The organism is Pseudomonas sp. TH43 (genome assembly GCF_016650635.1).
Classification (GTDB): domain Bacteria; phylum Pseudomonadota; class Gammaproteobacteria; order Pseudomonadales; family Pseudomonadaceae; genus Aquipseudomonas.
The window spans coordinates 339,617-362,625 of the sequence record NZ_JAEKFI010000002.1; the positions used below are offsets into that span (position 1 = coordinate 339,617).

General features: G+C 48.0%; 19 protein-coding genes. 11 read left to right on the forward strand and 8 right to left on the reverse strand.

Features of this window, described 5'->3' with window-relative positions:
• The first annotated feature begins 828 nt into the window (after window positions 1-828).
• From JFT81_RS08360 to JFT81_RS08370, 3 genes are all read left to right on the forward strand, one after another.
• Window positions 829-1,506, forward strand: a complete 678-nt coding sequence (locus tag JFT81_RS08360; RefSeq protein WP_201226904.1) for a histidine phosphatase family protein — start codon at window positions 829-831, stop codon at window positions 1,504-1,506.
• 772 nt (window positions 1,507-2,278) lie between these two features.
• Complete coding sequence (locus tag JFT81_RS08365) at window positions 2,279-3,895, forward strand: AAA family ATPase (protein WP_277952767.1); 1,617 nt, start codon at window positions 2,279-2,281, stop codon at window positions 3,893-3,895.
• The gene (locus JFT81_RS08370; RefSeq protein ID WP_201226906.1) at window positions 3,895-6,549 is read left to right on the forward strand and encodes a tetratricopeptide repeat protein; all 2,655 of its coding nucleotides are present in this window, start codon (window positions 3,895-3,897) and stop codon (window positions 6,547-6,549) included. The genes JFT81_RS08365 and JFT81_RS08370 overlap by 1 nt, the downstream gene beginning before the upstream one ends.
• Window positions 6,550-7,672: 1,123 nt before the next feature.
• On the opposite strand, the gene JFT81_RS08375 is transcribed toward JFT81_RS08370, so the two are convergent.
• The 4 genes from JFT81_RS08375 to JFT81_RS08390 all read right to left on the reverse strand — a co-directional run bounded on the left by JFT81_RS08375 (window position 7,673) and on the right by JFT81_RS08390 (window position 12,125).
• Window positions 7,673-9,676, reverse strand: a complete 2,004-nt coding sequence (locus tag JFT81_RS08375) for an AAA family ATPase (protein ID WP_201226907.1) — start codon at window positions 9,674-9,676, stop codon at window positions 7,673-7,675.
• A gap of 341 nt (window positions 9,677-10,017) precedes the next feature.
• On the reverse strand, window positions 10,018-10,545 hold the full coding sequence (locus tag JFT81_RS08380; protein WP_201226908.1) for a hypothetical protein: 528 nt from the start codon (window positions 10,543-10,545) through the stop codon (window positions 10,018-10,020).
• Between the two features lie 2 nt (window positions 10,546-10,547).
• Complete coding sequence (locus tag JFT81_RS08385) at window positions 10,548-10,982, reverse strand: hypothetical protein (RefSeq protein ID WP_201226909.1); 435 nt, start codon at window positions 10,980-10,982, stop codon at window positions 10,548-10,550.
• 321 nt (window positions 10,983-11,303) lie between these two features.
• Window positions 11,304-12,125, reverse strand: coding sequence for a GIY-YIG nuclease family protein (locus tag JFT81_RS08390; RefSeq protein ID WP_201226910.1), 822 nt, complete (start codon window positions 12,123-12,125; stop codon window positions 11,304-11,306).
• Window positions 12,126-12,217: 92 nt separating this feature from the next.
• On the opposite strand from JFT81_RS08390, the gene JFT81_RS08395 reads away from it, so the two are divergent.
• From JFT81_RS08395 to JFT81_RS08415, 5 genes are all read left to right on the forward strand, one after another.
• Window positions 12,218-12,835 carry a 3'-5' exonuclease gene (locus JFT81_RS08395; protein WP_201226911.1) on the forward strand — a complete coding sequence of 206 codons (618 nt, stop codon included), beginning with the start codon at window positions 12,218-12,220 and terminating at the stop codon, window positions 12,833-12,835.
• Window positions 12,836-13,212: 377 nt separating this feature from the next.
• A complete protein-coding gene (locus JFT81_RS08400; RefSeq protein ID WP_201226912.1) occupies window positions 13,213-14,502 on the forward strand; it encodes a hypothetical protein in 1,290 nt (429 codons plus the stop codon).
• 270 nt (window positions 14,503-14,772) lie between these two features.
• The gene (locus JFT81_RS08405; RefSeq protein WP_201226913.1) at window positions 14,773-15,186 is read left to right on the forward strand and encodes a hypothetical protein; all 414 of its coding nucleotides are present in this window, start codon (window positions 14,773-14,775) and stop codon (window positions 15,184-15,186) included.
• Between the two features lie 231 nt (window positions 15,187-15,417).
• Window positions 15,418-15,642: a hypothetical protein gene (locus tag JFT81_RS08410; protein ID WP_201226914.1), complete on the forward strand. Its 225-nt coding sequence runs from the start codon at window positions 15,418-15,420 to the stop codon at window positions 15,640-15,642.
• Window positions 15,643-15,761: 119 nt separating this feature from the next.
• Window positions 15,762-16,556 carry an NYN domain-containing protein gene (locus JFT81_RS08415; protein WP_201226915.1) on the forward strand — a complete coding sequence of 265 codons (795 nt, stop codon included), beginning with the start codon at window positions 15,762-15,764 and terminating at the stop codon, window positions 16,554-16,556.
• A gap of 908 nt (window positions 16,557-17,464) precedes the next feature.
• Here JFT81_RS08415 and JFT81_RS08420 read toward each other — a convergent pair.
• Window positions 17,465-18,307 carry a hypothetical protein gene (locus JFT81_RS08420; RefSeq protein WP_201226916.1) on the reverse strand — a complete coding sequence of 281 codons (843 nt, stop codon included), beginning with the start codon at window positions 18,305-18,307 and terminating at the stop codon, window positions 17,465-17,467.
• Between the two features lie 143 nt (window positions 18,308-18,450).
• On the opposite strand from JFT81_RS08420, the gene JFT81_RS08425 reads away from it, so the two are divergent.
• Window positions 18,451-19,131, forward strand: a complete 681-nt coding sequence (locus JFT81_RS08425; RefSeq protein WP_201226917.1) for an N-acetylmuramoyl-L-alanine amidase — start codon at window positions 18,451-18,453, stop codon at window positions 19,129-19,131.
• Between the two features lie 226 nt (window positions 19,132-19,357).
• Window positions 19,358-19,957 (forward strand): hypothetical protein, encoded by a 600-nt coding sequence (locus JFT81_RS08430; RefSeq protein ID WP_201226918.1) that lies wholly within the window; start codon window positions 19,358-19,360, stop codon window positions 19,955-19,957.
• A 235-nt stretch (window positions 19,958-20,192) separates the two neighbouring features.
• On the opposite strand, the gene JFT81_RS08435 is transcribed toward JFT81_RS08430, so the two are convergent.
• Both JFT81_RS08435 and JFT81_RS08440 read right to left on the reverse strand, forming a co-directional pair.
• The gene (locus tag JFT81_RS08435) at window positions 20,193-20,750 is read right to left on the reverse strand and encodes a hypothetical protein (RefSeq protein WP_201226919.1); all 558 of its coding nucleotides are present in this window, start codon (window positions 20,748-20,750) and stop codon (window positions 20,193-20,195) included.
• Window positions 20,737-21,543 (reverse strand): hypothetical protein, encoded by an 807-nt coding sequence (locus tag JFT81_RS08440; RefSeq protein WP_201226920.1) that lies wholly within the window; start codon window positions 21,541-21,543, stop codon window positions 20,737-20,739. The genes JFT81_RS08435 and JFT81_RS08440 overlap by 14 nt, the downstream gene beginning before the upstream one ends.
• Window positions 21,544-21,761: 218 nt before the next feature.
• Here JFT81_RS08440 and JFT81_RS08445 point away from each other — a divergent pair, with 218 nt between their 5' ends.
• Complete coding sequence (locus JFT81_RS08445) at window positions 21,762-22,112, forward strand: arsenate reductase ArsC (protein ID WP_201226921.1); 351 nt, start codon at window positions 21,762-21,764, stop codon at window positions 22,110-22,112.
• A gap of 503 nt (window positions 22,113-22,615) precedes the next feature.
• Here JFT81_RS08445 and JFT81_RS08450 read toward each other — a convergent pair.
• Entirely contained in the window at window positions 22,616-22,981 is a 366-nt protein-coding gene (locus JFT81_RS08450; RefSeq protein ID WP_201226922.1) for a histone-like nucleoid-structuring protein, MvaT/MvaU family, read from the reverse strand.
• Window positions 22,982-23,009 lie beyond the last annotated feature (28 nt).

Genomic DNA, 23,009 nt, shown 5'->3' on the forward strand with positions numbered 1-23,009 from the left:
GTATCATACATGCAACGGTGATTAATAGAGCCAACCGTTAGACCACGATTGGAGAGATTTTTGGCCGAATCACCATTGATAATCGAGATTTACGCGATGCGCTTTTCAAACACCACGATCGCTCTTGTTAGAGCAGTTGTAGAGCTTCTATACGTGTGGAGTTTCAGGAGCGGCACTATCTGACGATCACTCTGGATCGCCTTAGGGCACCGCAGAACGTGCCGAGTCTCCTCCATACACATTGCCAGAGAAATAGAGGACTCGAGAAACGTTGCTTCAATCGTAAAGCAAATGCTCAGTTGAATGCGTAAACCGCTCCGTCATGACCCAAGGGGCAGTGGACGCTCACCGATCGTTAAGCCTAGACGTTAGACAAGTACTTACTACCCTCAGTTGGATGAGTTCGATCTCAGTGGTCGATCCCCGAAGAGGCTTGGGTTGCATAATGCAGTTTGCCCCCACCAAAAGTCCTTGGCTGCGAAATGATGGAGAATACTGCTGAATCCATAACCTGCGACGGCTCGCAATTGGTTAATGTCTTTTTCTAGCAGGCTGTTCGGGTACCAGTCATAGGCGGGCACAAGGCCCGAAGGGACGACGCCTACACGTACGGCCCAGCGATTGCGACGCGCCTCTCTACTACGGAGGACACCATGATGTCGTACACCGACCATTAATAAGCAACTCGCTCTGGATGCGAGCGATAATGGAGCTCACTGGGTCGAGCTTTCAGAAGTCTACTGCCCACTCATCACCTCTCCCCTGATTCCAGCCATGCCCCTAGCAACGCTACTGGTGTAGTGGGCCGACGAAACGACAGGTAAGTAAATGAAGAATGTCAGGCTAGTGCGTCATGGAGAAAGTGCGGCCAATGCCGGTGCGGCCACCCCTGATCACGCAAATATCCCGCTCACCGAAAAGGGTATCGAACAAGCTAAACGAGTGGCGCAATCCGTCGGCCGTGCACCTGAGTTAATCGTAGCCTCCCCTTTCTCTCGGGCTCAAGCGACTGCAGATGCGACCATCTCCGTATTCCCTGAAGCACCACACGAAACATGGCCAATCGAGGAATTTACCTACCTTGATCCGACCAGGTGTGTTAACACCACCGTAGGGCAACGGAAAGCATGGGTCGACCAGTATTGGGCGAACGCAGATCCGTCCTACATTGATGGAGAAGGGGCTGAGTCGTTTCTGAAGTTTGTTGGTCGCGCACGATCGTTCCTAGATCACCTCGCCACTCACCCGGCGCAAGACATCCTAGTCTTTTCGCACGGGCAATTTCTCAATGCGGTAGCTTGGCTCATCGAGCACAAGCCACTCCGAGTTGATGCCCAAGCGATGATCGAGTGGCGCAGGTACGAGATCGATAATCATATCCTTAATGGTTGTGGGTATGTCGTGACCCGTGCTCTAGGTAATTCGCCGTGGACAGTGAGTGATTCAATCGACATAGATGGGGTGGTTAATATCAACAAGCTCCAAGCAAGGTCTCCCATGCCATGAGCATCGAAGCAAAGTTTCTTCACATCCAAGCAATCCATAACCTCCTCGCGCCCTACCGCTACCTCTATGGCGTTACCCCTGAGGCAACCTGTAATGAGATTGGAAAATCGGAATAACCTAGAACGTCCCCGACTAGATGGAAACGGTTGAGATTGGCCTGGTGGTAATCGATTTGGAATCTCTTGAGATCGCCGAAGAGTTCCAACGCTTCGTTCGGCTTCAAATCACTCCTACCCTGACTCCTTTGTGCAAAAAGCTGACCTCCACCCAACAAGCCGACGTAGGCAGTACACAGACCTATCAGGAGGTAGGCCAGCAACTACGGACGTTTGTTACGCGATATCCAAACGCAGCCTGGGCTTCGTGGGGAAACTACTATGCTAGGCAGCTTGAGAGTCGCAGGGTTGGTTGGCTGCCTTACCCTTCCCTACTAGAAGGCTTGCCCCATTTCAATGTCAGGAAGTGCAGGCTTGTATGACAATCGACCGAAAGAACTCTAGCAAACGGTGAGACGATAGGATTAGTTTCGAACGGCACCTGTCATCGCGGGATAGGAGATGCGAAAAATGTAGCGTCATCGGTAAGGGGGGATGCTTGGTCGGCGGCGTGAGCTTGGCACAAATGCCCGATGAATCGATTCTCTGCCTGACTACTTTCTCAGCATGCTAAGCGACAGCCTGGGATATCTTTGGCATCCACCTCCTATCCGCAGCGGTTGGTAGGGTATACTCGTGGTAGCACAAAGCCAGTCAACAGAACGGATGCGCCTTTCTTGCTTGAAAATAATCAGTGGTTACGAAAAACGGACGCGGACACAGTTATGGTGTTCGTTCATGGTTTCTTTTCAAACAGCGCAGCCTGCTGGTCAAATAAAGAAGCCACCACTTCGTGGCCTACACTCGTAGCCGGAGATGGAAGGTTTGGAAAAATATCCATTTTTCTAGGGGGATATTTCACTGATGCAAACTCTGAAGAGTACGGAGTACGCGAGTGCGCATCTCAATTGTTTCGAGCTATAGATCGAACTGACGAGGAGGGCACTCCACCTCCAATTTCATATAAATACATTATTTTCGTTTGCCATAGCCTCGGCGGAATAGTGACACGGTATTTATTAGAAAATAATCGAGAAGTATTTCACGACAAAAAAATAGGTTTGGCACTCATAGCCTCACCTTCTTGGGGATCGGATTATGCAGACAAGTACTCATTCATCTCTAGCTTGTACAAAAATAAAATTGCTCACGAACTCCGCCCAGGCAGTGATTTACTAACCGATCTCGACGGTCGCTTCAAGGATTTTTTAGAACTCAAGCATGCCGACTTTCTCGGTAGAGAAGCCATCGAACACCATGGTTTGCTTCAGATAAAGTGGCTTCCCAGGTTTAAACTACTCTCGAAAATCCCTGGCTTTGCCCCAATCGTATTAAGGCAGTCAGCAGATCGCTACTTTTCAAAATCTAGAATCATTCCACAAACAAATCATAGCAGCATCGTAAAGCCGGATTCGCTATTTCACGAGTCACACACTTTTCTAGTAGATTTTCATAGTGATTTTAGAAAAAAATTTGGCATAGCCCCTTCCATTATAAGTAAAAACAGTTCCGACAGTACGCTTCTAACGCGCGGCATCTTATTCGATATTTACAGCGATGAAAGTGAACCTTACTACCTAGTCAGAAAGGTTGACAGGAACCTATCATCAAATTTCGATGTGGCTAGTTTTTGGTTACATGGCCCTTCTGGATGCGGAAAGACCTCCATAATCAAAAGACTGATGTCTAATAGACGGGCTAGAATTATTGAGGCATGTTTCTCCCATTGCACTGAAAAAGATGCGCGATCTCAATTCATCACAGAGCTGTTTGAGACGCTATATATTCGACAGCACGGAATCTCCTGCATACCTACTGCATCCTTCCAAGGGCTGATACAAATACTTTTAGATGAAGTAAACAAAGAAGAATCTAACTTTGTAATATACATAGACGAAGTCCCGTCCGGCGGCTCCGCAAATGGAATCGAGAATGCGTTGGTCTCATTGATCGAAGACATTTTACTGCATATAAAATCTAGAACCAACGGTAACTTTTTCAGGATCTTAGTTTCATCACTATCATGTCCATCTCTTACTTCCGTCCGCCACCCCGAAAAATTTGGTGGCTACTTCTACCTTATTGGTTGCGACGCATGGAGCGAGCAGGAAATAAGAGATCTTGCGAACTTGATAGTACCATTGCTGCCCGTAGAATTCGATGAACTGCCGATATCTATTCTGAATGGCGATACAATATCGCCTCGCAGCCTTAAGAACTTCTTAAAACTAAAGCTTTCCCAGCCCGACTGGCCAGAGTCTAAATTAATTGAAACATCAAGGAGCGCAGGGTAATGGAAAGCATTTATCAAAAAAAAATCAAACCCTACGCAATTGTTCCACCTGAATTATATGTAAAACGTGATGCCGACAGGCAGTTAAGACAGATTATTCAAGACATGGGGCGCCCAGGTTACGTCTTAGTCTCGCGACAAATGGGAAAAACAAACCTACTTCTTAATGCTAAGAGAGAGTTTGCTGACACCCCTCACTGCTTCGTATACTTAGATGTATCAAATACCTTCGGTGATCAGCGTGATTTTTTTCGAAATTTGATCGACACTTGCATTGACAGTAGTGGTGAAGCCGCTGTCGATATCGCTGTCAAAATAGCCGATTCTCGAAAAAAGACAGTGACTCTCCAAGCTCACAGAGAGCATGAGTTCGAGCTTAAAACAGTCATCGATTCTATCGCTGGAAATCTCATCATCTGCTTGGATGAAATTGATGCCCTTTCGAAGGTAGATTATTCAGATAACGTATTTTCCTTGATACGCAGTATTTATTTTTCGGGGCGAACCAATTCCCCCCAACTGAAACGATTAACTTATGTGCTATCAGGAGTAGCCGATCCAGCAGAGCTTATCAAAAATAAATCAGTTTCCCCATTCAACATAGGTGAAAAAATATACCTTAACGATTTCAGCTTAGTTGAATGTAAGAGCTTTATCGAGGCGTCTGGCCTATTACTCGATCAAACCGTCATAGAGAGAGTCTACTACTGGACATCCGGCTATCCTAGGGTGACTTGGGATGTGTGCTCTGCGCTGGAAGGCCGACTAACATCCTTAAAATTACTGAATACTACCGACGTAGATCAAGTTGTAAATGATCTGTACATGCTCAACTATGATCTACCACCATTCGACCACATCCGAGCACGCGTGGCAAAAGATCGTGACATTCGAAACTCCATAATGTCCATACACTATGGAAGAAGCTCTAGCATATCTGACAAGATGAAGGACAGACTCTACCTATCAGGAATATGCACACCGAAATCAGATGATGGCTCAGTGAGCTTCAAAAACCTAATCATGGCGAACGCCCTTTCTGAGAAATGGATTTCAGAGATAGAGCATGATTCGGCTACATCCTTTGAGCGCGCCTCCCTAGCGTCTAAAGAAGGAAATTATACAGCAGCTATCGAGTTCTACAAGGAGGCCCTCGACCAACCTATTTCTGTAGAAATCCGAAGCTTCCTAAGTATCGAGCTAGCCACAAGTTATATGCAGGCAGGAGAGTACGCACACGCCATCAAGATATTTGAAGAATGCACTTTGCCAGAAAATTCAGCGATAGAGCTAAAGCATCGAAAAATCCATAACTATGGAGCCAGCCTACTTCTTTCTCGCAACTACTCGGCCGCAATCGGAGAATTTGACAAGTTACTGGATACAAGCCCTGGAGAAGAAAATGGATTGCATTATTACGAAACACACGTCAATCTTGCCACCGCGCTTACTCTCCAAAGCTCAGAAGCAGATGACTACAACTACAATTCAGCAAATTACGTCCGGGCAGAAAAGCTACTTCAGCACTTGGTCAGCAGCTCCTCTGTAATCACTACTGACCTGCAACCACAATTAGCGCAAAAGATCCTCTTGAGCGCGCACTTCAAGCTATTTGAATTATATTATGAGAAAGGGGAGCTAGAGGCAGCAAAAGAACATATTAATGCTGCTATTAATCTCGGCGAGAAGACCGCATCATTACTGCTCGAAATGCGAAAAATCCAGTTAACGCAGGATGGGGCGGCTCAGCGAGAACAATATAAAAAATTTTCACAGACGCTCATAGAAAACAGGCTTCGCCTAGCCGAAACCGTTCCAATGGATACAATCCAGTTCACATCTGAACGTTGTGCCGAGTTAATAATTAATCTTATTAATCACAACCTATTAGATGAGAGTCACGATCTATGCTCCTACCTACAATCTGCCGACAATGCTCACGGGGCTTTGGTTTGGAACATATTGCATCGCGCCATAGCACTGGAAGCCAACAAGCAAAATTACAACCTCATCTCTACGATAGCTGCAACTGCATTCAGATTTAGCGATTATGTTACGCCTTTTGAGTTGAGGGTAATGCTCATATTTGCATTGCTTTCACCAAATGAAAATCAGTTACAGACTTGCCTAGAAATATATTCGAGAAGAGTTCTCTCAATAGAATCATACAACTTTGAAGATCATGACTTTAGAATTATTTGGATTTTGGCGCACTTCTGTCTAGACCATGAACTAGTCGAAAAACATCACAACCTGCTTAAACTAGCCCAATTAAAGTTTGATAGTTATGAGCAAGCCCTAGGCAGCGCACACGAATCAGTAAAAGCGTTTGCCATACTATTTATTTTTCTCAACTTTAGAGCAAACGCAGCCTTCGGTGTGGATATCAACCTTTCCGACAAGCTGATGACTTACATCAACGAGCTGTCAAACCTTAGAACTTTACACTTCCCAGTAATGCCTAGCAATTTCGGCCTGATACTGGAAAAGCAATTTCGATATTTTTCCGACCTGCAACAACCGGAACAGCAAGAAAAAATTGGCAGAAACACTATTGTCACTGTTGAATTCCTAAATGGAAAACAATTAACAGGAAAACATAAAAAATTCTCAGAGCGCATAGCTCGAGGTGAGTGCAAAGTAGTGAAGCTTTAACAAATAAACCCCACTGCGCATTTATGCCGGTGGGATTTATTTCATTCAAGCATTACTGAGGGGCACCCTAATCGGAGTTGGTTACCAATCACCAGTTCCAAGGTAAGGTAATTATCTACGATCCGAAAAGAATACTACACGTCTTCCTGAAGAGGGTCATGAGCATGAAGTAGCAACCCGCAAGCAATAAAGTACTCTTCTCACAACCCGAACCTCAACTCCATAGCACGGCTATCCGTCGCTTGGTCACTATCAGTCCTAAGAATGCACACACCCTTCTCACTCAGAGAAAAACGATTTAGGCTGCCCCATCAACAGTTTCGAAGCAAAACATTGAAAATCTAGAGTCTTATTAAATCTACGCTTTCCAAGACCACCGTCATCTTAGGGTGAATGTGATGCACAGCAGCTTGAGCGAAACGCAGGGGTTGTCACGTCCCCTTCCCTACTCGAAGGCTTGCCACATTTCAATGCAAGGAAATGGCATGCAGGCTTATATGACGATCGACCCAAATCACTTAAGCAAACAGTTGAGTCGCTGGGCTTGGTTTGGATGGGTGCCTATCATCGTTGGATAGACGACGCGAGAAATGTGGCTTCCATCATCAAGGAAACGCCCGCCTGAGCGCTGAGCCGGGCCCAGGTGCCCGAAGAAGCGATTTACTGCTATCAACAAATTACTTTCCAGCACAGCTATAGCTGACGGCGCTCACTGTCATAAGTTGTCGCATCTGAAATCCGTCCATTTCTTAAATTTGTCTTGTTTTGACGGTACTTGCAGGACAGAAATTTCATGCAGAAAAGCAGCCATACGCGTCAGATTCAGAGTCATTGAAACCAAATCACTGGATGAGGGCGCCGAGCAATATCGAGTGGCAGATCTCGTAGAAGGTGATTCAGCCAGCAAGCTCGGAGTTTTCAAAACCAAAGCCGAGGCTGAAGTCGTGAGCTCGTTGTTGAATGCTGAGCGACCTAGCTCAGTTGGTAACAACCCCCCCGGTCTACAGAGTCCGCCTGACCCTCCTCGTAACGACAGAAGCGCCAACAGTAGTGATTAAGCGACCAGTCTCGTGAATAGAACGAGGCTGGCCGACAAGCACCGTCCACCAGCCGTAAAGCTCTTCTAGCTGAGATAGTTATTGATTGCCTTGAACAATGCGGCGAAGCGAGACTTCGTCGCCGCATCCACTTTTGTGGCGGGAGTACTAGTGAACATCGCCGCAACGGTGTAGTGGTTGAAGCCCCCGCTAGGTCTGAGTTCGATTTTTCGATCCTTCAGGAGCTGTTCTATGCGCTGCACAATCCGGTCGCCTGCAGGCAGCTCTTTCTCTTCGATGATCACACCCGCCAGCTGCTTCGCGAAGGCTTTGTTGAAGCAGGCAAGATAGGTCTTGATCGTGAAGAGATCTTCTATGTCGCTGGGGATCGTATCCTGACCCAAAGCATCCAGATCACGAAATTGCGAAGCATTGAATACGGCCTTTTTTTGCACCAGCTTCTGATGGATAAGGCTTTCAAGCTTTTGATCCTGCCGCCCGTTGTAATCCAATAGCAGTGCTACAGACAACCCATTCGCTCCCAGCAGCGAGGTGAAAGTCGCGACGTTGTTGAGGCCACCAACCGGCACAATCGTGGTGTGCTGATCAAGCCCTGATTCACCAGATGCATCGAGCATCGCAGACATTGCCTGCAGGTAGGCAAGCTCAGAAACGCCCTCGACCAGTAGGTTGCTTTTGCTGATGAACAGATTTTGTGCGACGTTCCAACCAAGCGCTGCTTGGAGGGGGAAAATAGTGCGAGGGTCAGAACCTGACAGGTTCTCGGACACTGTGGTTCCTACGTCCTGCTTATCTTCAACGATTCGAACCTGGTTAAGCCGGGACGATCTCACCATGAAGGGCGAATGGGTCGTGTAAATCACCTGGTGGCTTGCTGAGAGGTTGTCGATGTAATTTAGGAAGTCCTCTTGAGCTAGGGCGTGTAGCGCTAAACCTGGCTCATCCAGAAGCAGAATAAGATCACCCGAAGCCTTGACGCCCGATGAAGTCAGTTGAGCCTGCACACTGTCAAACCAGACCAGAAAACTGAAGAACCAGATGAAGCCTCTGCTACGCTGGTCGAATGGCGTTGTCACGCCACGGTGGCGCCGATTTTTTATCCTGAGGTAAAGGTTAGGCCCGTTGTCGAAGGGGGTAACGTCAGTGCTATCGGGCCTGATATCTACCTCAACCTCCAAGTCTTCGTTTTGCTTCCAAAACTCAAGCACCTTATCGGTAAGGTTGATAGAGACCCCCTCGACCTTGGCCCGCATCTCCTCGTAAGTCGTCTTCCCGTCAAAGTCGTCCAGCTCGACTCCTGCAATCCTCAGTAAAGCAAGGATCGACAGATGCTTCGGTTCAATCAATGCTTTTTTCGTCGGATCGGCTTTAACTGTTGCAATTCGGCTTTTTAAATCAGCCAGGTTGATCTTCCCTGGGAGCAGGTCGTATTCACTGAAGTACAAAAATTTGGGTACCAGTGGTGACAACTGTCGCCATACATCGTAAGCAATGACCGGGGAGCTTTTCCAAGGGGAGCCATCGATTCGCTTCTTTAATCCTTCAGCGAATTGAGAATCTACCTCCGTCAGATTGATCTGACTGAGGCTGGTGTGGGCGGCACGGATAGACGCTGAACTGGAAATCGCTTTGATCGCATCGGTTGAAAGTCCAGCGGTTTTGGCCAAGCCCGCCATTACCGAAGTCTCATCAACGCTCAAGCCTATTGAGCGGTTATTGGCATAGTCATGACTAATGGTGAAGGTGAAGTCTTCACCAAGTGAAGTGTGGAAAGCCGAATTAATGGCTGCAAGCTCAGATTTGCTCGGCTTGAAAGTCAACTCTACAACTTTTTCAGGTTCATCCTCGTGCTTACGCAGATAGGCGGTGAGGTGCCTACGTGGGTAGTCATCAGTTGGATTGAACGCCTCCTCATCCAATGCATCATTGGATTTGTGTAGCGCCTTCAAGAAAACTGTTTTTCCTGCCTCGTTCATGCCAACGAGGACGGTCACATCAGGGTCGATGGCGACGCTTTGTGATGTGTTGATCGAGCGGTACGGCCCTACTGCGGCTTTCGTTAGGATCACGGGCATTTCCTGAGCTGTTGAAGAACCTGAAAGCTTAGTTCACATAACCAGAGGCACCAGACTGGTTGAGACTATTCAGCCGGCACGCTCCGTCCAACCTGGACGCGCGAAAGTGCCTAGTCATAGCCCGCGGTGCGCTCCTGCGTATAACGTAGGTACCTCTCCTAAAGGGCACATAGGCGGGCTCACGAACTCGCTTTCTAAGCAGTAGGCTGCGAAGCGCCAGACTTGGCGGCCTACCTTTTCCTCTCCGCAAGCTTCCCAGTCCTTCCCCTCAGTTCCCGTGATTTCTTACCCGTACGTGAAAAATGACGCCATGACTGCGAAAAGGACAGCCCCGCCTAAAAAATGCTCACTTTACCCTTGGACGCAATTGCTTTAGCCACTCGATCCAATACAGTTTCAAGATAGCGCACTCGACCACTTTCAGTATATTTGCTAAGCGTTTGATTTATTTGACGACGATCGCCATCTTCCAAATGATTCAATGCACGAATTATTACATCCGAATCACTATGTCTTGTTGAAGCCAAATAGGCCAGAGAGTCAAAATACTTATTCTTCAAATCTTCCAGCGCTTTAAGCTTTGATTCAACGTCATCCGAGACACAATGAAGATCCATGTCAAAAGGATCCGCTACCGAAGTAGTTATTTCTTGACTTTCATTCACGGAAGGCGGTAACTGACGAAGCTCATGCAATTCGCCAAAACTAGCCGAGTGGGCTTTCAACGTCTCTAACTCATACTCAATAGCTTTCACGAATTCTTTTTCGGCATGCATCCGAGACCGCAACGAAATCATGACTGCCAGAGTTGCGACAATAGACCCAAACATAGGAAGGAAAGCGAGAATTTTATCAAAGTCCATATTCACTCACTCCTCAGTGAAAAGTCATTATACGGCTGAGACTCAATAACATGATACTTAAATTTTATCATTGCATTGATTAGGAATGACGCTCCGATCACCCAAACCGCATTGTACGAATCATTGAAATTTATAACAGACAGAGAAAACCCAAAAACAGCGATATAGAAAATACAGGCAAACAAAGAGAAAATCAGAAATATACTATTTCTAGACACTACACCTGTACTAATTGAATACATACTGGCTGCAAGTACAAGATTTGAAGCACTGACCTGCTTATCGTGTAAGGCGTACTCAACTCCCAAAGGAAGCAGCGGCAACCCCAGATTGACTGCCATGCTCAAAAACCAAGCCGTAAATCTGTTGCCCCACAGAGGTTTTGCCTTGGGCTTTTCATTCTGGCTGGCGATAGCAGCACCCTCTCCTGTCAACACATCTACTCCTTCTATGTAAAACTAAGCATGCTGGAATGATAGCAAGATGCTTTCATTTTATCGAACCAGACCGTCCTTGAGCAGAGCGTCGAGCCCTTCGATTCCACTTTGGAGGCGTTTTCGCTTTTCCACGATGCGGCCTGATCTGAAAAACAGGCTCTTAACGAAATGCTAACGCCATTTTCGGTCTGGGGCTATTCACACCTAGAGGATGGTTCGCTGATCAACGGGCGATGGAGCCCCAGAATCGGTCACGTATTGGCTAGCGATGTGTCACGCGGGTCGAGCCTTTGATACTTCCGCCCCTCACCGTATCCCAGGTTAGATTTGCCTACTCTGCGGATCATCGTAATAGCCATAGGCATGGAGTTGTTTGAAGACAACGTCAGGGTCAACCGACTTCCAGGCAGCGCCGCGTACGTTGCGCCAACCGACCAGTCTCATCATGGAAACGGTAGCATCGGCAGTCTTTGCGGCCGCGTCAGACTCGCGCAATGCGCCTAGGGAGCGCGTGGTTAATACCTCAACGGGTTTGTAAAGCCCTGTCCAGTCCGATCCTTTGCCGGCGAAATATCGCTTAATACGCGCGTCCGGCTTGCTGCTGTAACCAACGTAGTAGCGGTCGCCTTCCAGCTTTAAAATAAAAAGGAAGTACTCAACTTCCTCCTTAGCATGTCGCGATGACTGGCCGGAGGTGAAAGAAGGAGCCAGGCTCAATGGCAAGCTTGGTAAAAGTGTCCTGGCTGCGCTGCATAGCTGATTACTTGTGTCGGTCAGGCAGTCCAAGGATGACGAGGTCGAGAGTATTGAACCATAGCCATGGCTGATGAGCGCCTTCTCAACATGCTCATCACTTGTGTTCGTAAAAAAACCGCCACGCACGTTCTCATAGCCATATTGACGCATCAGCTGCAACACGACTTCGTTTTCCGCAAGCTCACCAGCGCGATAATCAACGTCCTCAAGACACTTGCGCAACAGCTCCTTTACTGGAGGATGCATACGTGTCCATGCTGAACCGCTCCCGTTGAAGTGCTTGCGAATGCGCCGGTCTGGGTCTTTGGCCTGACCTACGTAGAATTTGCCGTTGGCAAGCTCAAGCACATAGAGATGACGGATGCACCTTTCTAACTTCCAATCCATGAGTTACCAAACACCCCATTTACGTGGGTCGAACCTTTAGACCAAGTTCTCCGGCTCAAAGCTCGGCTAGATGACACTAGGACACCCATGCTATGAGCATCCAAGCAAAATTTAATTTCCTCCAGTCTATCCAAAATCTTCTCGCGCCATACCGCTACCTCCATTGTGTTGACCTTGAGGCGACCTGTGATGAGGTTGGTGAGTCGGAATCACCCAGACCTCTCGCCGTTCTCTCTGATCAGATGGAAACGATTGAGATTGGCCTGGTTGTCATAGACCTGGAATCACTTGAGATCGTCTATGAATTCCAGCGCTTCGTTCGACCCCAGATCAACCCTACCCTGACCGATTTCTGCAAAAAGCTCACCTCCATTCAACAGGTGGACGTGGACGGTGCCCGAATGTATCAAGAGGTCGGCGGCGAGCTACGAACATTTGCTGCAAGTTATCCAAACGCGGCTTGGGCATCTTGGGGTGACTACGATGCGAGACAGCTTGAGCGCGATGCTGGCTTAGCTGGGTGCCCTTCTCTGTTCGAGGGACTGCCACATTTCAATGCCAGGAAATGGCATGCCGGCTTATACGACGATCGACCTAAATCACTTAAGCAAACGGTAAAGTCGTTGGGCTTGGTTTGGCAGGGTATCTATCACCGGGGAATAAACGATGCTAGAAACGTAGCTTCCATTATCAAGGAAATGCTCGGCTGATTAAGTGAGCCGGGCCTCGGGGCTCGAAAGAGCAATAGCGACATTAAATGCCAGAGTGACTCGCTTGCGGCAAATGGCAGGTTTTCTCTTATTGCTTATAGAAACCCAAGTGGGCGACTGGAGCCAGAAACTAAGGATGGTCTCGGCTTATGCATGGCAGAATGCCTGCGGTAGGCACCTAGGGGCTGCGCAAAACGAACAAATGACTGTTCCACCCTTCAAAAGACACGACCTCAATATAACAAAAGTCCTCGGGCCGGTCATACGCTTACCCTTTTCATCCAGCATGGGCAGTCTTACGGACGCCATCCCAATCACTGGCGGCGGAACCTTTTCACCTCGAGCAGCATATGCAGTGAGATTACGGACAATCAGCAATGACAATTTACACGCTTAGACTCATTACCACCTCCACGTACAACCCCGCTCAAATGCGGGCGACCGTGGTTGAGGCGCTAGGTAAAAAGTGCGAACCATTGAGAGTGGAAATCTACCAGGTCTCGAAGGGAGGTTTGGAGATTGAGGTCAAAGGAGAGCGTAAGCCTTTGGATTCTGCGCACATGCTTCTGTCTCAGGACTTCGCTGTCCATCATCCGTTTGTAAGAGTGCTAGATGAGCTAGGTGATGCGCTGCGCAACGAGGCCTATCCACTACTTGGGCGGCTCGAGCAGGAGCTCCGTGCGTTCATCAACGAGGCCATGATCGCAGCCGGGCTGGGCATCGATTGGTTGAGCATGGTAGACGACGCACGAATTTCTTCACGCGTTTTGGCTACCCTTCAAAAGGGTCAGAGTGCGATTTATCAGCATCCTGTGGAATTCACGGAGCTCGATCATCTCCTTGAAATAGTGACGTTGGATCTCGCCGCCTGGGCGGAGCAACGATCAATCACAGCTGATGACTTGTTGAGCTTGCTGGAGGTTGGAACCGATCTGAAGGATATTCGGGCGACCCTAGCCCAACGGATGAAGAAGCGCAGCTTCTGGGACGTGGTTTTCTCGCCCTTCTTCGACGATCTCCCGAGCTGGCAAAGTTGGAAATCTCGGTGGAAAAAAGAAGTTATCGGCTTACGAAACCGGGTGATGCATCATCGCCCAGTCTTTGACTGGGAAATCGATAAGCTCCGTGTGACAGTGGTGGAGTTCACCACGTTGCTAAGTCAGCATCGGAAGAGATTATCCATGAAAGATAGGGAATCGATTCGCCAGTCCGCTCAGGAATTGATGGCGACATTCCAGTTTCGGCGCGACCTGCACGAAGCGCTCGGAGGGTCGAGAATGACGGGGATTTCCGTCGCCTCGGAAGCGAAAGCCATATTTCTGTTCAATTCCGATGAGCCCGCGATGGTTAAAACGCTAGGGCCAAATGGTGCCGAAGAGCTAATCGTTCGGTACCGGGGTTCTGGAACATCAATAGAGCCCATCCTAGTACGAGCCAATCTTGCCTTATACAATCACGTAGTTGATGGCAGAGAGGTGCAGATGTTCGTTTCACTACGCCCCGGTGGAGGGATGTATCACCTAGGGCAGGCGGAGTATCGGCGCCATTCCTACTACGAAAATCAGGACGGCACACTGTCTGTGATGTTCGAGCTCGCACTGACTCCATCACTAGCACTACGCGAACGAAATAAACGGCCAGTCACAGACCTTGATAAGGCTCAATGAAGGTTTTCTTGGCTCTGTCGGCAGGCCAATTCCTGCGGACGCACTGAAGCCCCTCGGAGCCCATCCTCACCATTACGGAGTCCGGCAAATCCCCCCGAATACCGCGACTCCAGTCGAGGCTTGCGTCGGATCCTGTCGTGCATAACGCTAGAGATTAATGGTTAAATCTTTCGCTTAGGGCTCGCTAGCGGCTTGTTAGGAAGATCCATCGAACGTGTAACACCCGAATTTTCGGACTTCTATCAATATGGAGCAAAAGGGGATAATGGAATGAGCGAAAAAAAACGATTAAATGGATTCGCGAGAGCCACTGTACGCATAGCCTCCAAGATATATTTCACTGACACAACACTAGGAGTCTTCCTAGTTTATGGAGCTACAGGATTAGCATGCTTTATATTAACTGCGACGTACCTATCATTTACCGGTGCTCACAATGTACTTCTTAACGTAACAATTATCACATCGAAACTTCTGGCATGGCTGGGACTTGCGTATGGAACAATGCAAAAAATTGGAGCACCTCTAGAAGAGGAAATTAATAATCTACGAAAAACCCAGAAGAAAGCCCCACTTCTTTCGAGATCGGACGAGGCTCCTTGGACTCATTTATGGCTATGGATTGTAGGATTTATATTTCTTTTAATAGCTACAATATTTGACATCATTAAAGCTGCTCACTAATCTTCATCGCCGTAATACTACGAGGTGTTTAGTAGAGTCGTTGGGCCTGTTTTTTGGCTGGGTACCTATCACCCTGGGATCGAGGATGCCAGGAATGTGGCGTCCATTATTAAGGAAATGCTCGGCTGACTAGGTGAGCCGGGCCTATTGGCCCGAAGGAACAAACACTCCCCTCCAGGTCATCATCAAACCCCTGCTACGCTTTGCTCTTCACCCGAACGGAGTCGCGTCATGGCCGAGCAATATTCCCTCCCCGACGTACTGGCAAGAATGTACGAAAACCAACTAGCAATCGAAGCGGCACTGATGGAGCTCGTCCTGCTGGAGGAGCAGCGCGGTTCATCTGAGGCCTGCGACAATGCGCGTATCGCACTGGAAACGATTGGCGAGAATGCGGGGCATATAAAGCAGGGGATTGCGAGATTGGGAGGAGATCCTGGGACATCGATTTATTAGTCCTCACACCTTAAGCAGGCATCGTTGCCTCCAAAATAAAGTATCCCTCAACGGGTATAAATACGAGCGACCGAAGCCTCGTTTACAGATATGGTGACGCGCTCACTCAAGGATGAACCATGACCGCGCATACCGCCAGTAATGCTCAAAAGCGACTCGCAGTGTTGATCGACGCTGACAATGCCCCTGCGGCAATCGTCGAAGGCCTGTTTGAAGAAATTGCTAAGTACGGCGTCGCAAGCGTGAAGCGCATCTACGGCGACTGGACTGGCCCTCATCTCGGCGGCTGGAAGAAAGTCCTGCTTGATCACTCAATTCAACCCATCCAGCAATTCGCCTACACCAAAGGCAAAAATGCCACTGACAGTTCGCTCATCATCGATGCCATGGACTTGCTATACACTCGCCGCTTCGACGGGTTTTGCTTAGTATCGAGCGACAGCGATTTCACGCGATTGGCTTCTCGATTACGCGAAGAGGGCTTGACCGTTTACGGGTTCGGCGAAGAGAAAACACCCAAGCCTTTCGTGGCCGCATGCGACAAATTCATCTACATCGAGTTACTCCGCGAGGATGTCATCGCACCTATCAATGGTGAGCCTAGTATGGCTTCTGTTGCGCCCCCTGATGTGGCCAAGCCATTAGTTACTGAGCCATCCAAAAAGCCTAAGGCACCGGTGGGCTTCATCGCCAAAATCTTGGACGACATTGCTGACGAGGATGGATGGGCACACCTAGGCGCGCTAGGCGCGAACATTACGAAACTACGTCCGGAGTTTGATCCACGCACTCATGGCTACAAAAAACTGAGTGACCTAATCAAAGGCTATCCGCACGCCTTTGAACTACAGGCCAGAGGTACTTCAGGTGGCACGGCAGTAATGTATGCTCGTCACAAGCAGCCAAGCAAATGAGAGGTCGCGTCCAAGCGGATGACCTTACCGTGACCCAGTTTATGCCCGCGAGCCCCACCGCCCCCCCAGGACTAGCCCCGCCCCACCTCGCCTTTTCAGCAATGAGTCTGCTTAAGAAAACCAAAGACTTAGTAAAAAGATCATCTGTAGTGGTCAACCAAGGCCGATCATTCCAGAGCCGCTACGGACATGATCATAAGGTGAGCTTTGAGTGAATCCAACCACTGTAACGTCGAGATCGCCGAATCGTTTCCTGGTGGGACGAACAGACAACGACTGCTCGCTCTCTTCAATGCTGGAATGCCGAAGCCAAGGATTCTGAACAAGCAGGAAAAGGTAAGCGCCTGGCTGCGCACGCAGCCCCTTTGATAGCGACGCGAGATTACGAACGCTTAGCAAACGACTGTGAATTATTTAAATTATTGGCTAGCCATAATTATCGCCCTGCCATAATTCTGAATAATTTTGCTTGTAATCACAGTCGGAACCTAGCAGGCCATTTGGGTCACCAGTCATAGGCGGGCACAAGGCCCGAAGGAACGACTGAGCAAATCAGACCATTGCAGTACGCCCGATCTGCCCTGTGTAACACTTAGATCAGAATCGTCGCCAGGGCTGGGATCTAGGATAATTTTCGAAACGTTACGCTCAAGGGGAATGAAGGCGTCCAGATGCCCGGTCATAGCAGATCTAAAGGTTATGAAGAGAGCCAAGAGTGGCTCACCGTATATCCCTACGCTATACGCTCGCTGGCATGCTGTATATGACATCAAGCTCCGATAACAAAAGTACGTGCACAAGCCCTACACACGCCTATCGACGCTGTGTTCGAGTAAACTAGACCAATGGCAGTCGCATAATGGTAAGCACGTCTAATCAATCAAGACTTGCTGTTCGGATACATGCCTTTAACTCGCCGAGACGCAAACACCGACGTCCGCCTCAAGCCTTCCAACAGCGATTTGGACGCGCTCCAGTTCTTCTTTGCTTATCGTTGTCTGCGTTCCATCAGATTTGAATATGAAAGCAACACTTTTACTTTTGTCGACTCCGGCCATTGGTGCTTTGGCGGATGCAAGCCCCATTTTTAGATAGGATTGGAACTGTACAAAATCTGGAGCGGTACTGACAGCCCTTTTCCGTAATCGAGCAAATAGCTTGTCCTCCATTCGATACATTCCGGCATTTAAAAGCTTCAAGGCGTAAGTAGTAGCATCTCCTCCTCCAGACGGAGCGATAACGAACTCCATGGCAGGGCTATCCAAATTTAGAGCCAGCTCTCTCAGACATTTAGTCGACACATAGGCAGATGTGTATGCGTCATTTTGTTTCTCAACACCATAGAAACTGGAGACCAATGTAGACACACCGACAGTCAGTGCTCCCGCTCCAGCGACTGGAATTGATTGAGCCACTGCACCGATCGCACCTATGCTTCCACCGATCAAGTTGGCAGAACCAGTGTCCCACTCTCGCTCCTCCTGCTTAGCAATTTTAGCCCTGTATTGAAGTATTGTTTTTTCTGAGGCAATCGCAAAGTTTTCAATGGTCGTGGGGCGGTCGGCCACCACCTCCAAGTCCTTGATATTTGGCGCTAGATGGCCGCATCCTGAAACAACTCCTCCAACAACCAATAAAAAAATAACTCTCGTCCTCATTTCCTCTCCCTGCCGTCGATCTCGCGTGTCAGAAGGCTGAAATTGATGATAGTCGTAAGCCGGAAAACTTCCTGCTCGAAAGTGATAGCTCATCACAAATTCCAGCTACGCTGAGTTTTGACTTGAGCGGATTTTCGGTCTTTCTGTATGGCCAGTATCAAACGGAATGCTGTCAGTCACCACTCAGAAGAAGAAACGCTTCAGCCGAGGTGCTCTCAACCTAGGAAAGGACAGAAATGCCTAAGCCAATAGACTATTATTTCCAATTGCCACCTGAAGCACGGCCAAGCTACTCCCCTTTGCAAGAAGAACTCCATCCGGACTTCGAATGGCTTAATCAAAATCGGGCTCGCTCGCGAGGAAAAGACGTATTCGAAGCCATTGATACAGTCGTTATCCATGCGACAGCTGGATACGCCACATCCCACGCGGTAGAAAACTGGCATCAGAAGGTTGCAAGTGCCCATTGGATCATCCCCGACGAGAAGGAGCCCCAACATGGTCACTTCGTTTGGGGAACTGTCGCAGAAGCGAAAGCCGCATATCATGTTCGGGACGCTATTACTGTCGCAGAGACTGCTCTAGGCGATGGGCCGAATGTCAACAACAGAAGCCTCGGTATCGAAATAGTTAACACCCAAGATGTTCAGAACTACCAAGATCCATTTTCAACTTGGCAAGTGACCATGACGGCAAGGATTGTGCTTTACGCTTGGGCCAAGTATCCCAACCTCAAACACGTGATCTCTCATGCAAAATTAGACCCTACACGCAGAGACGACCCGGGAATTCAGTTTCCATGGGACGACTTCAAAAACATGGTATTGACGCACTCTGTATTACCACCGAGGAATCCATTGGTTTTTGAAACGGTAGACCTTGATGCCAAAGAGGGCGGCAGTTGCTGCTCGCCTTGAAAAAATTAACCTATCAGGAATCAAGCAAACCCCACCCCTGACAATCGCATTTTGAAGAGGGTCATCAAGATTTTGCCACGCAGACTAAGACTGTAAGATAGGTGACACGATCTACATCGACATAACGCCGCTCGTCATATCCCACCCACAGCTTAAAATATCACCTAAACTGAAATATGTATGGATTTTTTTAGTAATTCTACTCAATATTGTGGAGCAGATTGCAATGTTAACCCCAGAAAAACCAAGGCTAAGCACCTCAAAACTTGAAGAGTTATTAGAGCCGTATAATATTGACCACAAAAAATACCCCCTCATAGTTATTGGCATTAGAGGTTACTATAGAGATCAAATGGGCGCCCCAGAGGTAAATGATAGAGGCATATATGATGATGCAATTTTTATTTATTCACCTCACGCAATGGTCGCTTACAACGGCAACACCGACCCGTCTAAATATAGAACAGGAGAAGGGAATGGGGCTGAAAAAGGTATGGCTTCGCTGAACCCTGGGGTATGGTATGCGCACCGCTTCGACTATCATAAAGGTGATTATCTTGCACTCTGCCAGCGCGAAGGGAAAGTTACTGTGACTAGAGACGGCGATCCGCCTTACCTAGACACGGGTTTTTTCGGAATTAACATCCATCGCGGCGGTTACAATACCACCTCAAGTGAAGGCTGCCAGACCATCCATCCTTCACAGTGGGAAAGCTTTATACATTTAGCTGAAGACCAGGCCAAAAGGTATTATGCAAGCTCGTGGAAGTCTGAAATCATCCCATATTTACTATTAGATCCTGACTCAGCATTAGTGGATGCGTAGGATTTAAATTAGCTTCTTATAATTGGCAAAATCTTAACTGGATCTTCCGTACCAGACACACTTACCAGAAGGAAAAATGCTATTTTCCTCCTAGATTGCCCGCCACATGTCAACTGACTTGTTTACTGCAATACATCTATAGGTGGCAGCCTATACTACTGACGACCAAAAAATAAAAAATATTATGTGGACACCTAAATTGCACAGCTCAGCTTATTTAATTTCGACATTAGCTCTAATGCATAATTTGACCTCTCTGTTGATCAAACTTGATTATTTTGTCCTGTTGAAATTTCGAACCTGCATCATTGGGAAGTTCAATTATAACCCTCTCTCTGCCACGAAGTTCAGGGGGAACTTCAAATGCCCGGCCTCCACCACTTCCACCACCTGAGCCTACTACCACTCCATCACATGGAGGAGTGCATGGCTGATAGGCTTGCCTGGGCATTATGGCTATGGAGGCGGGAGCAGAAGCGTCGGCTTTAAACGACGAAGCCCCCTTGGTAACGTTAGCCACAACAGTATCTTTTCTGGTGTAGTCGATACCATCCAACACGGCTGCAAAGAATTTTACGTCAGGACAGTGTCTACTCAATTCTTCAATATCCCAGAACGACCTGCTATACATGGCGCTAGCGGCTTGGTCTTTAGCTTTAATGGAGTCTCTTACCCGGTTATACGATTTAGCTGCCAAGTCATCAGCAGTTTTACAGTCAAGGTCTGCTGCCAATACAGCCACAGGAGTTGATAGAACAAACACACACATCATCAACAAGTTATTTGTATTCATTTGTTTTATCCGCGTTTGTGGTGTCCGCTGGTGGAGTGGCTCTGGCCTTTTTAGCATCCTCAACCGAAGGAATTTCCGTGACTTCAACTTGCGGGATGCTCGAGTTCTGCTTGGCGCCGGGATAATAAGTATATCGCTCTGGTGAAGTATAGTTGTACTCTCCTTTTGAATATAACGTAGCAACAATTATGACACCTCCAATAAATATGCCAACAATGCCAGGGGTATTGCTCGCCACCAGCGCTTTAAATGTATCCCCGGCCGTCTCTTTTGCTTGAAGAGAAATTTTAGTTGAGTCGCCACTTGAAAAAAATGAAACGGCCAGACCACCAAAAATAATTCCTGAACCGATAAGCATCGACAAAAGCCGCAAAAGAGTTGTGTTGAGCAGTGTCAGACCTGCAAATGTGAACGATAGATCAGCTCCTGACTTATCGGTGATAATCGTCGCGGTGCTATAAACAGAGTAACCGACCAAACAGATAAGCAAAAAGCTACACAAGCCGAGACCTAGTGCAACCCCTCCCCAAATTTTCGTTTGCCATTGCGGAATATGCCCAGGAGGATTGTTGTCTGTCCCGTCCGGCAGTGATAACAATTTTGGTTTATCTCTAATGATTTCAGTTTCAGCGACTTTAGCTCCGGTGTTGGTAGCTTCTGCAGGCTGATCAAATTCTGCAGTTTTAGCAGTGGCTGAAGTCTCTATAGCAGTCGTATGTCCGGCATTCTCATTAGCGGGTTCTGCTGCCACCTCGACTTTGATCAGCGGGTCATCCGGTTTAGTATCCGCCATGATTCGACTCCTGTACCTGCCGTTAAAAGACAATAATTCGCGCCTACCCGATATTAATTTTTCGAGACCGTTCTAATGTTGACGGAGCCTATACACACCCCCATCATTTGGCCGAAGTTTAGATGACTTTGGATTCCTGTTGCACATCCTCATGCAGGTAACACCAATTGATTCGGCATATCTAATGTAGCCAATGGTTATTTTCATCAACTTTACAGTTGACTTGCGCCACTTCGGAGGGGCAACCCTTTCCGCCCACGTGGGGTGACTATGGTGAAACAGATCAGCGCACGCTCGAAACGCTCTGGCATATTGGCGTCGATTCAACTGGGCTACGAAGCAAATCAATCGACGAGTTTCAGGGGCAGAATTTTCACTATGTTGTCACCTTGTGTGACAAATCATCTGAGGAAGCATCCCGGATGCCATCATCAGAAGAGATAATGACTTGGAACTTCGAGGATCCGGCTAACAGTGAAAAGCCTGAGCCTTTTCGCCATGCCCTCCAGGAAATCCATAACCGCATCAAGATGTTCGTCACGTTAAAAACTCGGAATACATCAGCGTAGGCCTACCCATCGCCTCAGAGCCTAAGGCGGTCAAAAACTGTCGTCCAGAATGTCGACAATAACCGTTGATCCATCGTCATCGCCCTGTCTTCTAACTGTCACATTCGTCACTTAGGTTTCTTCCGCCAAGATTCTCAAAGGGGGCTTTATGAATATTGCGTGCTGGCTAAAGACTTGGTGCATAGCTGCCAACCTCAGCTCACGAAGGAGGATCATTAGTGCGTTTTTTAGCCGTAATTCTCCAGTGATCAGAACAGCTGAATACCAGGCTACCCTTTTACAGCGATATCCAATGGGTCTCATAAGCAGTGCTGAAGTCGAAGCCTTGTTGGACAGTTGGCTGCCCTCTGCCGGGCGTTATCAGAGGTTGGATCTCACCTAATGCCGGATAACTTATAAGATGCTTTGGATTGATCAAAAACAAGTCACGGGAGAGTAATTACTGATTTGACTACAAAACAAAAAAAGGGCCCTGGAGGGCCCTTCGTTCTTACATCCCGAAATTACTTGGTCAGCCAGGACTCGACGGTCGCAGCGCCGTGCTTTGTTTTCCAATCCTTCAGAGTCTTGTGATTACCACCCTTGGTTTCAACGACTTCGCCAGTGTGAGGATTTTTATAAACCTTCAACTGGCGAGGCTTGCGACTACCGTTTTTGGAGTCAGCGGCTGGAGCGCGACGACCTGCTTGCGGATCAAGCAGGTTGATCACATCCTTGAGGCTGTAGCCGTATTTTGCGAGCAAATCGCGCAATTTGGTTTCAAACTCAATTTCTTTCTTGAGGCCTTCATCACCCTTGAGGGCTTCCAGAGCCTGGAGCTGTTCGGCGAGGTGTTTTTCAAGTTGGCGGAATTCTGCGAGTTTAGACATGTGAGCACCCTAAGTAATCAGTATTGTT

Coding starts and splice junctions, on each gene's coding strand:
- JFT81_RS08360 (WP_201226904.1), top strand. CDS start 829: ATGAAGAATGTCAGGCTAGTGCGTCATGGAGAAAGTGCGGCCAATGCC.
- JFT81_RS08370 (WP_201226906.1), top strand. CDS start 3,895: ATGGAAAGCATTTATCAAAAAAAAATCAAACCCTACGCAATTGTTCCA.
- JFT81_RS08380 (WP_201226908.1), bottom strand. CDS start 10,545: ATGGACTTTGATAAAATTCTCGCTTTCCTTCCTATGTTTGGGTCTATT.
- JFT81_RS08390 (WP_201226910.1), bottom strand. CDS start 12,125: ATGGATTGGAAGTTAGAAAGGTGCATCCGTCATCTCTATGTGCTTGAG.
- JFT81_RS08395 (WP_201226911.1), top strand. CDS start 12,218: ATGAGCATCCAAGCAAAATTTAATTTCCTCCAGTCTATCCAAAATCTT.
- JFT81_RS08400 (WP_201226912.1), top strand. CDS start 13,213: ATGACAATTTACACGCTTAGACTCATTACCACCTCCACGTACAACCCC.
- JFT81_RS08405 (WP_201226913.1), top strand. CDS start 14,773: ATGAGCGAAAAAAAACGATTAAATGGATTCGCGAGAGCCACTGTACGC.
- JFT81_RS08410 (WP_201226914.1), top strand. CDS start 15,418: ATGGCCGAGCAATATTCCCTCCCCGACGTACTGGCAAGAATGTACGAA.
- JFT81_RS08415 (WP_201226915.1), top strand. CDS start 15,762: ATGACCGCGCATACCGCCAGTAATGCTCAAAAGCGACTCGCAGTGTTG.
- JFT81_RS08420 (WP_201226916.1), bottom strand. CDS start 18,307: ATGAGCTATCACTTTCGAGCAGGAAGTTTTCCGGCTTACGACTATCAT.
- JFT81_RS08425 (WP_201226917.1), top strand. CDS start 18,451: ATGCCTAAGCCAATAGACTATTATTTCCAATTGCCACCTGAAGCACGG.
- JFT81_RS08430 (WP_201226918.1), top strand. CDS start 19,358: ATGTTAACCCCAGAAAAACCAAGGCTAAGCACCTCAAAACTTGAAGAG.
- JFT81_RS08435 (WP_201226919.1), bottom strand. CDS start 20,750: ATGAATACAAATAACTTGTTGATGATGTGTGTGTTTGTTCTATCAACT.
- JFT81_RS08440 (WP_201226920.1), bottom strand. CDS start 21,543: ATGGCGGATACTAAACCGGATGACCCGCTGATCAAAGTCGAGGTGGCA.
- JFT81_RS08450 (WP_201226922.1), bottom strand. CDS start 22,981: ATGTCTAAACTCGCAGAATTCCGCCAACTTGAAAAACACCTCGCCGAA.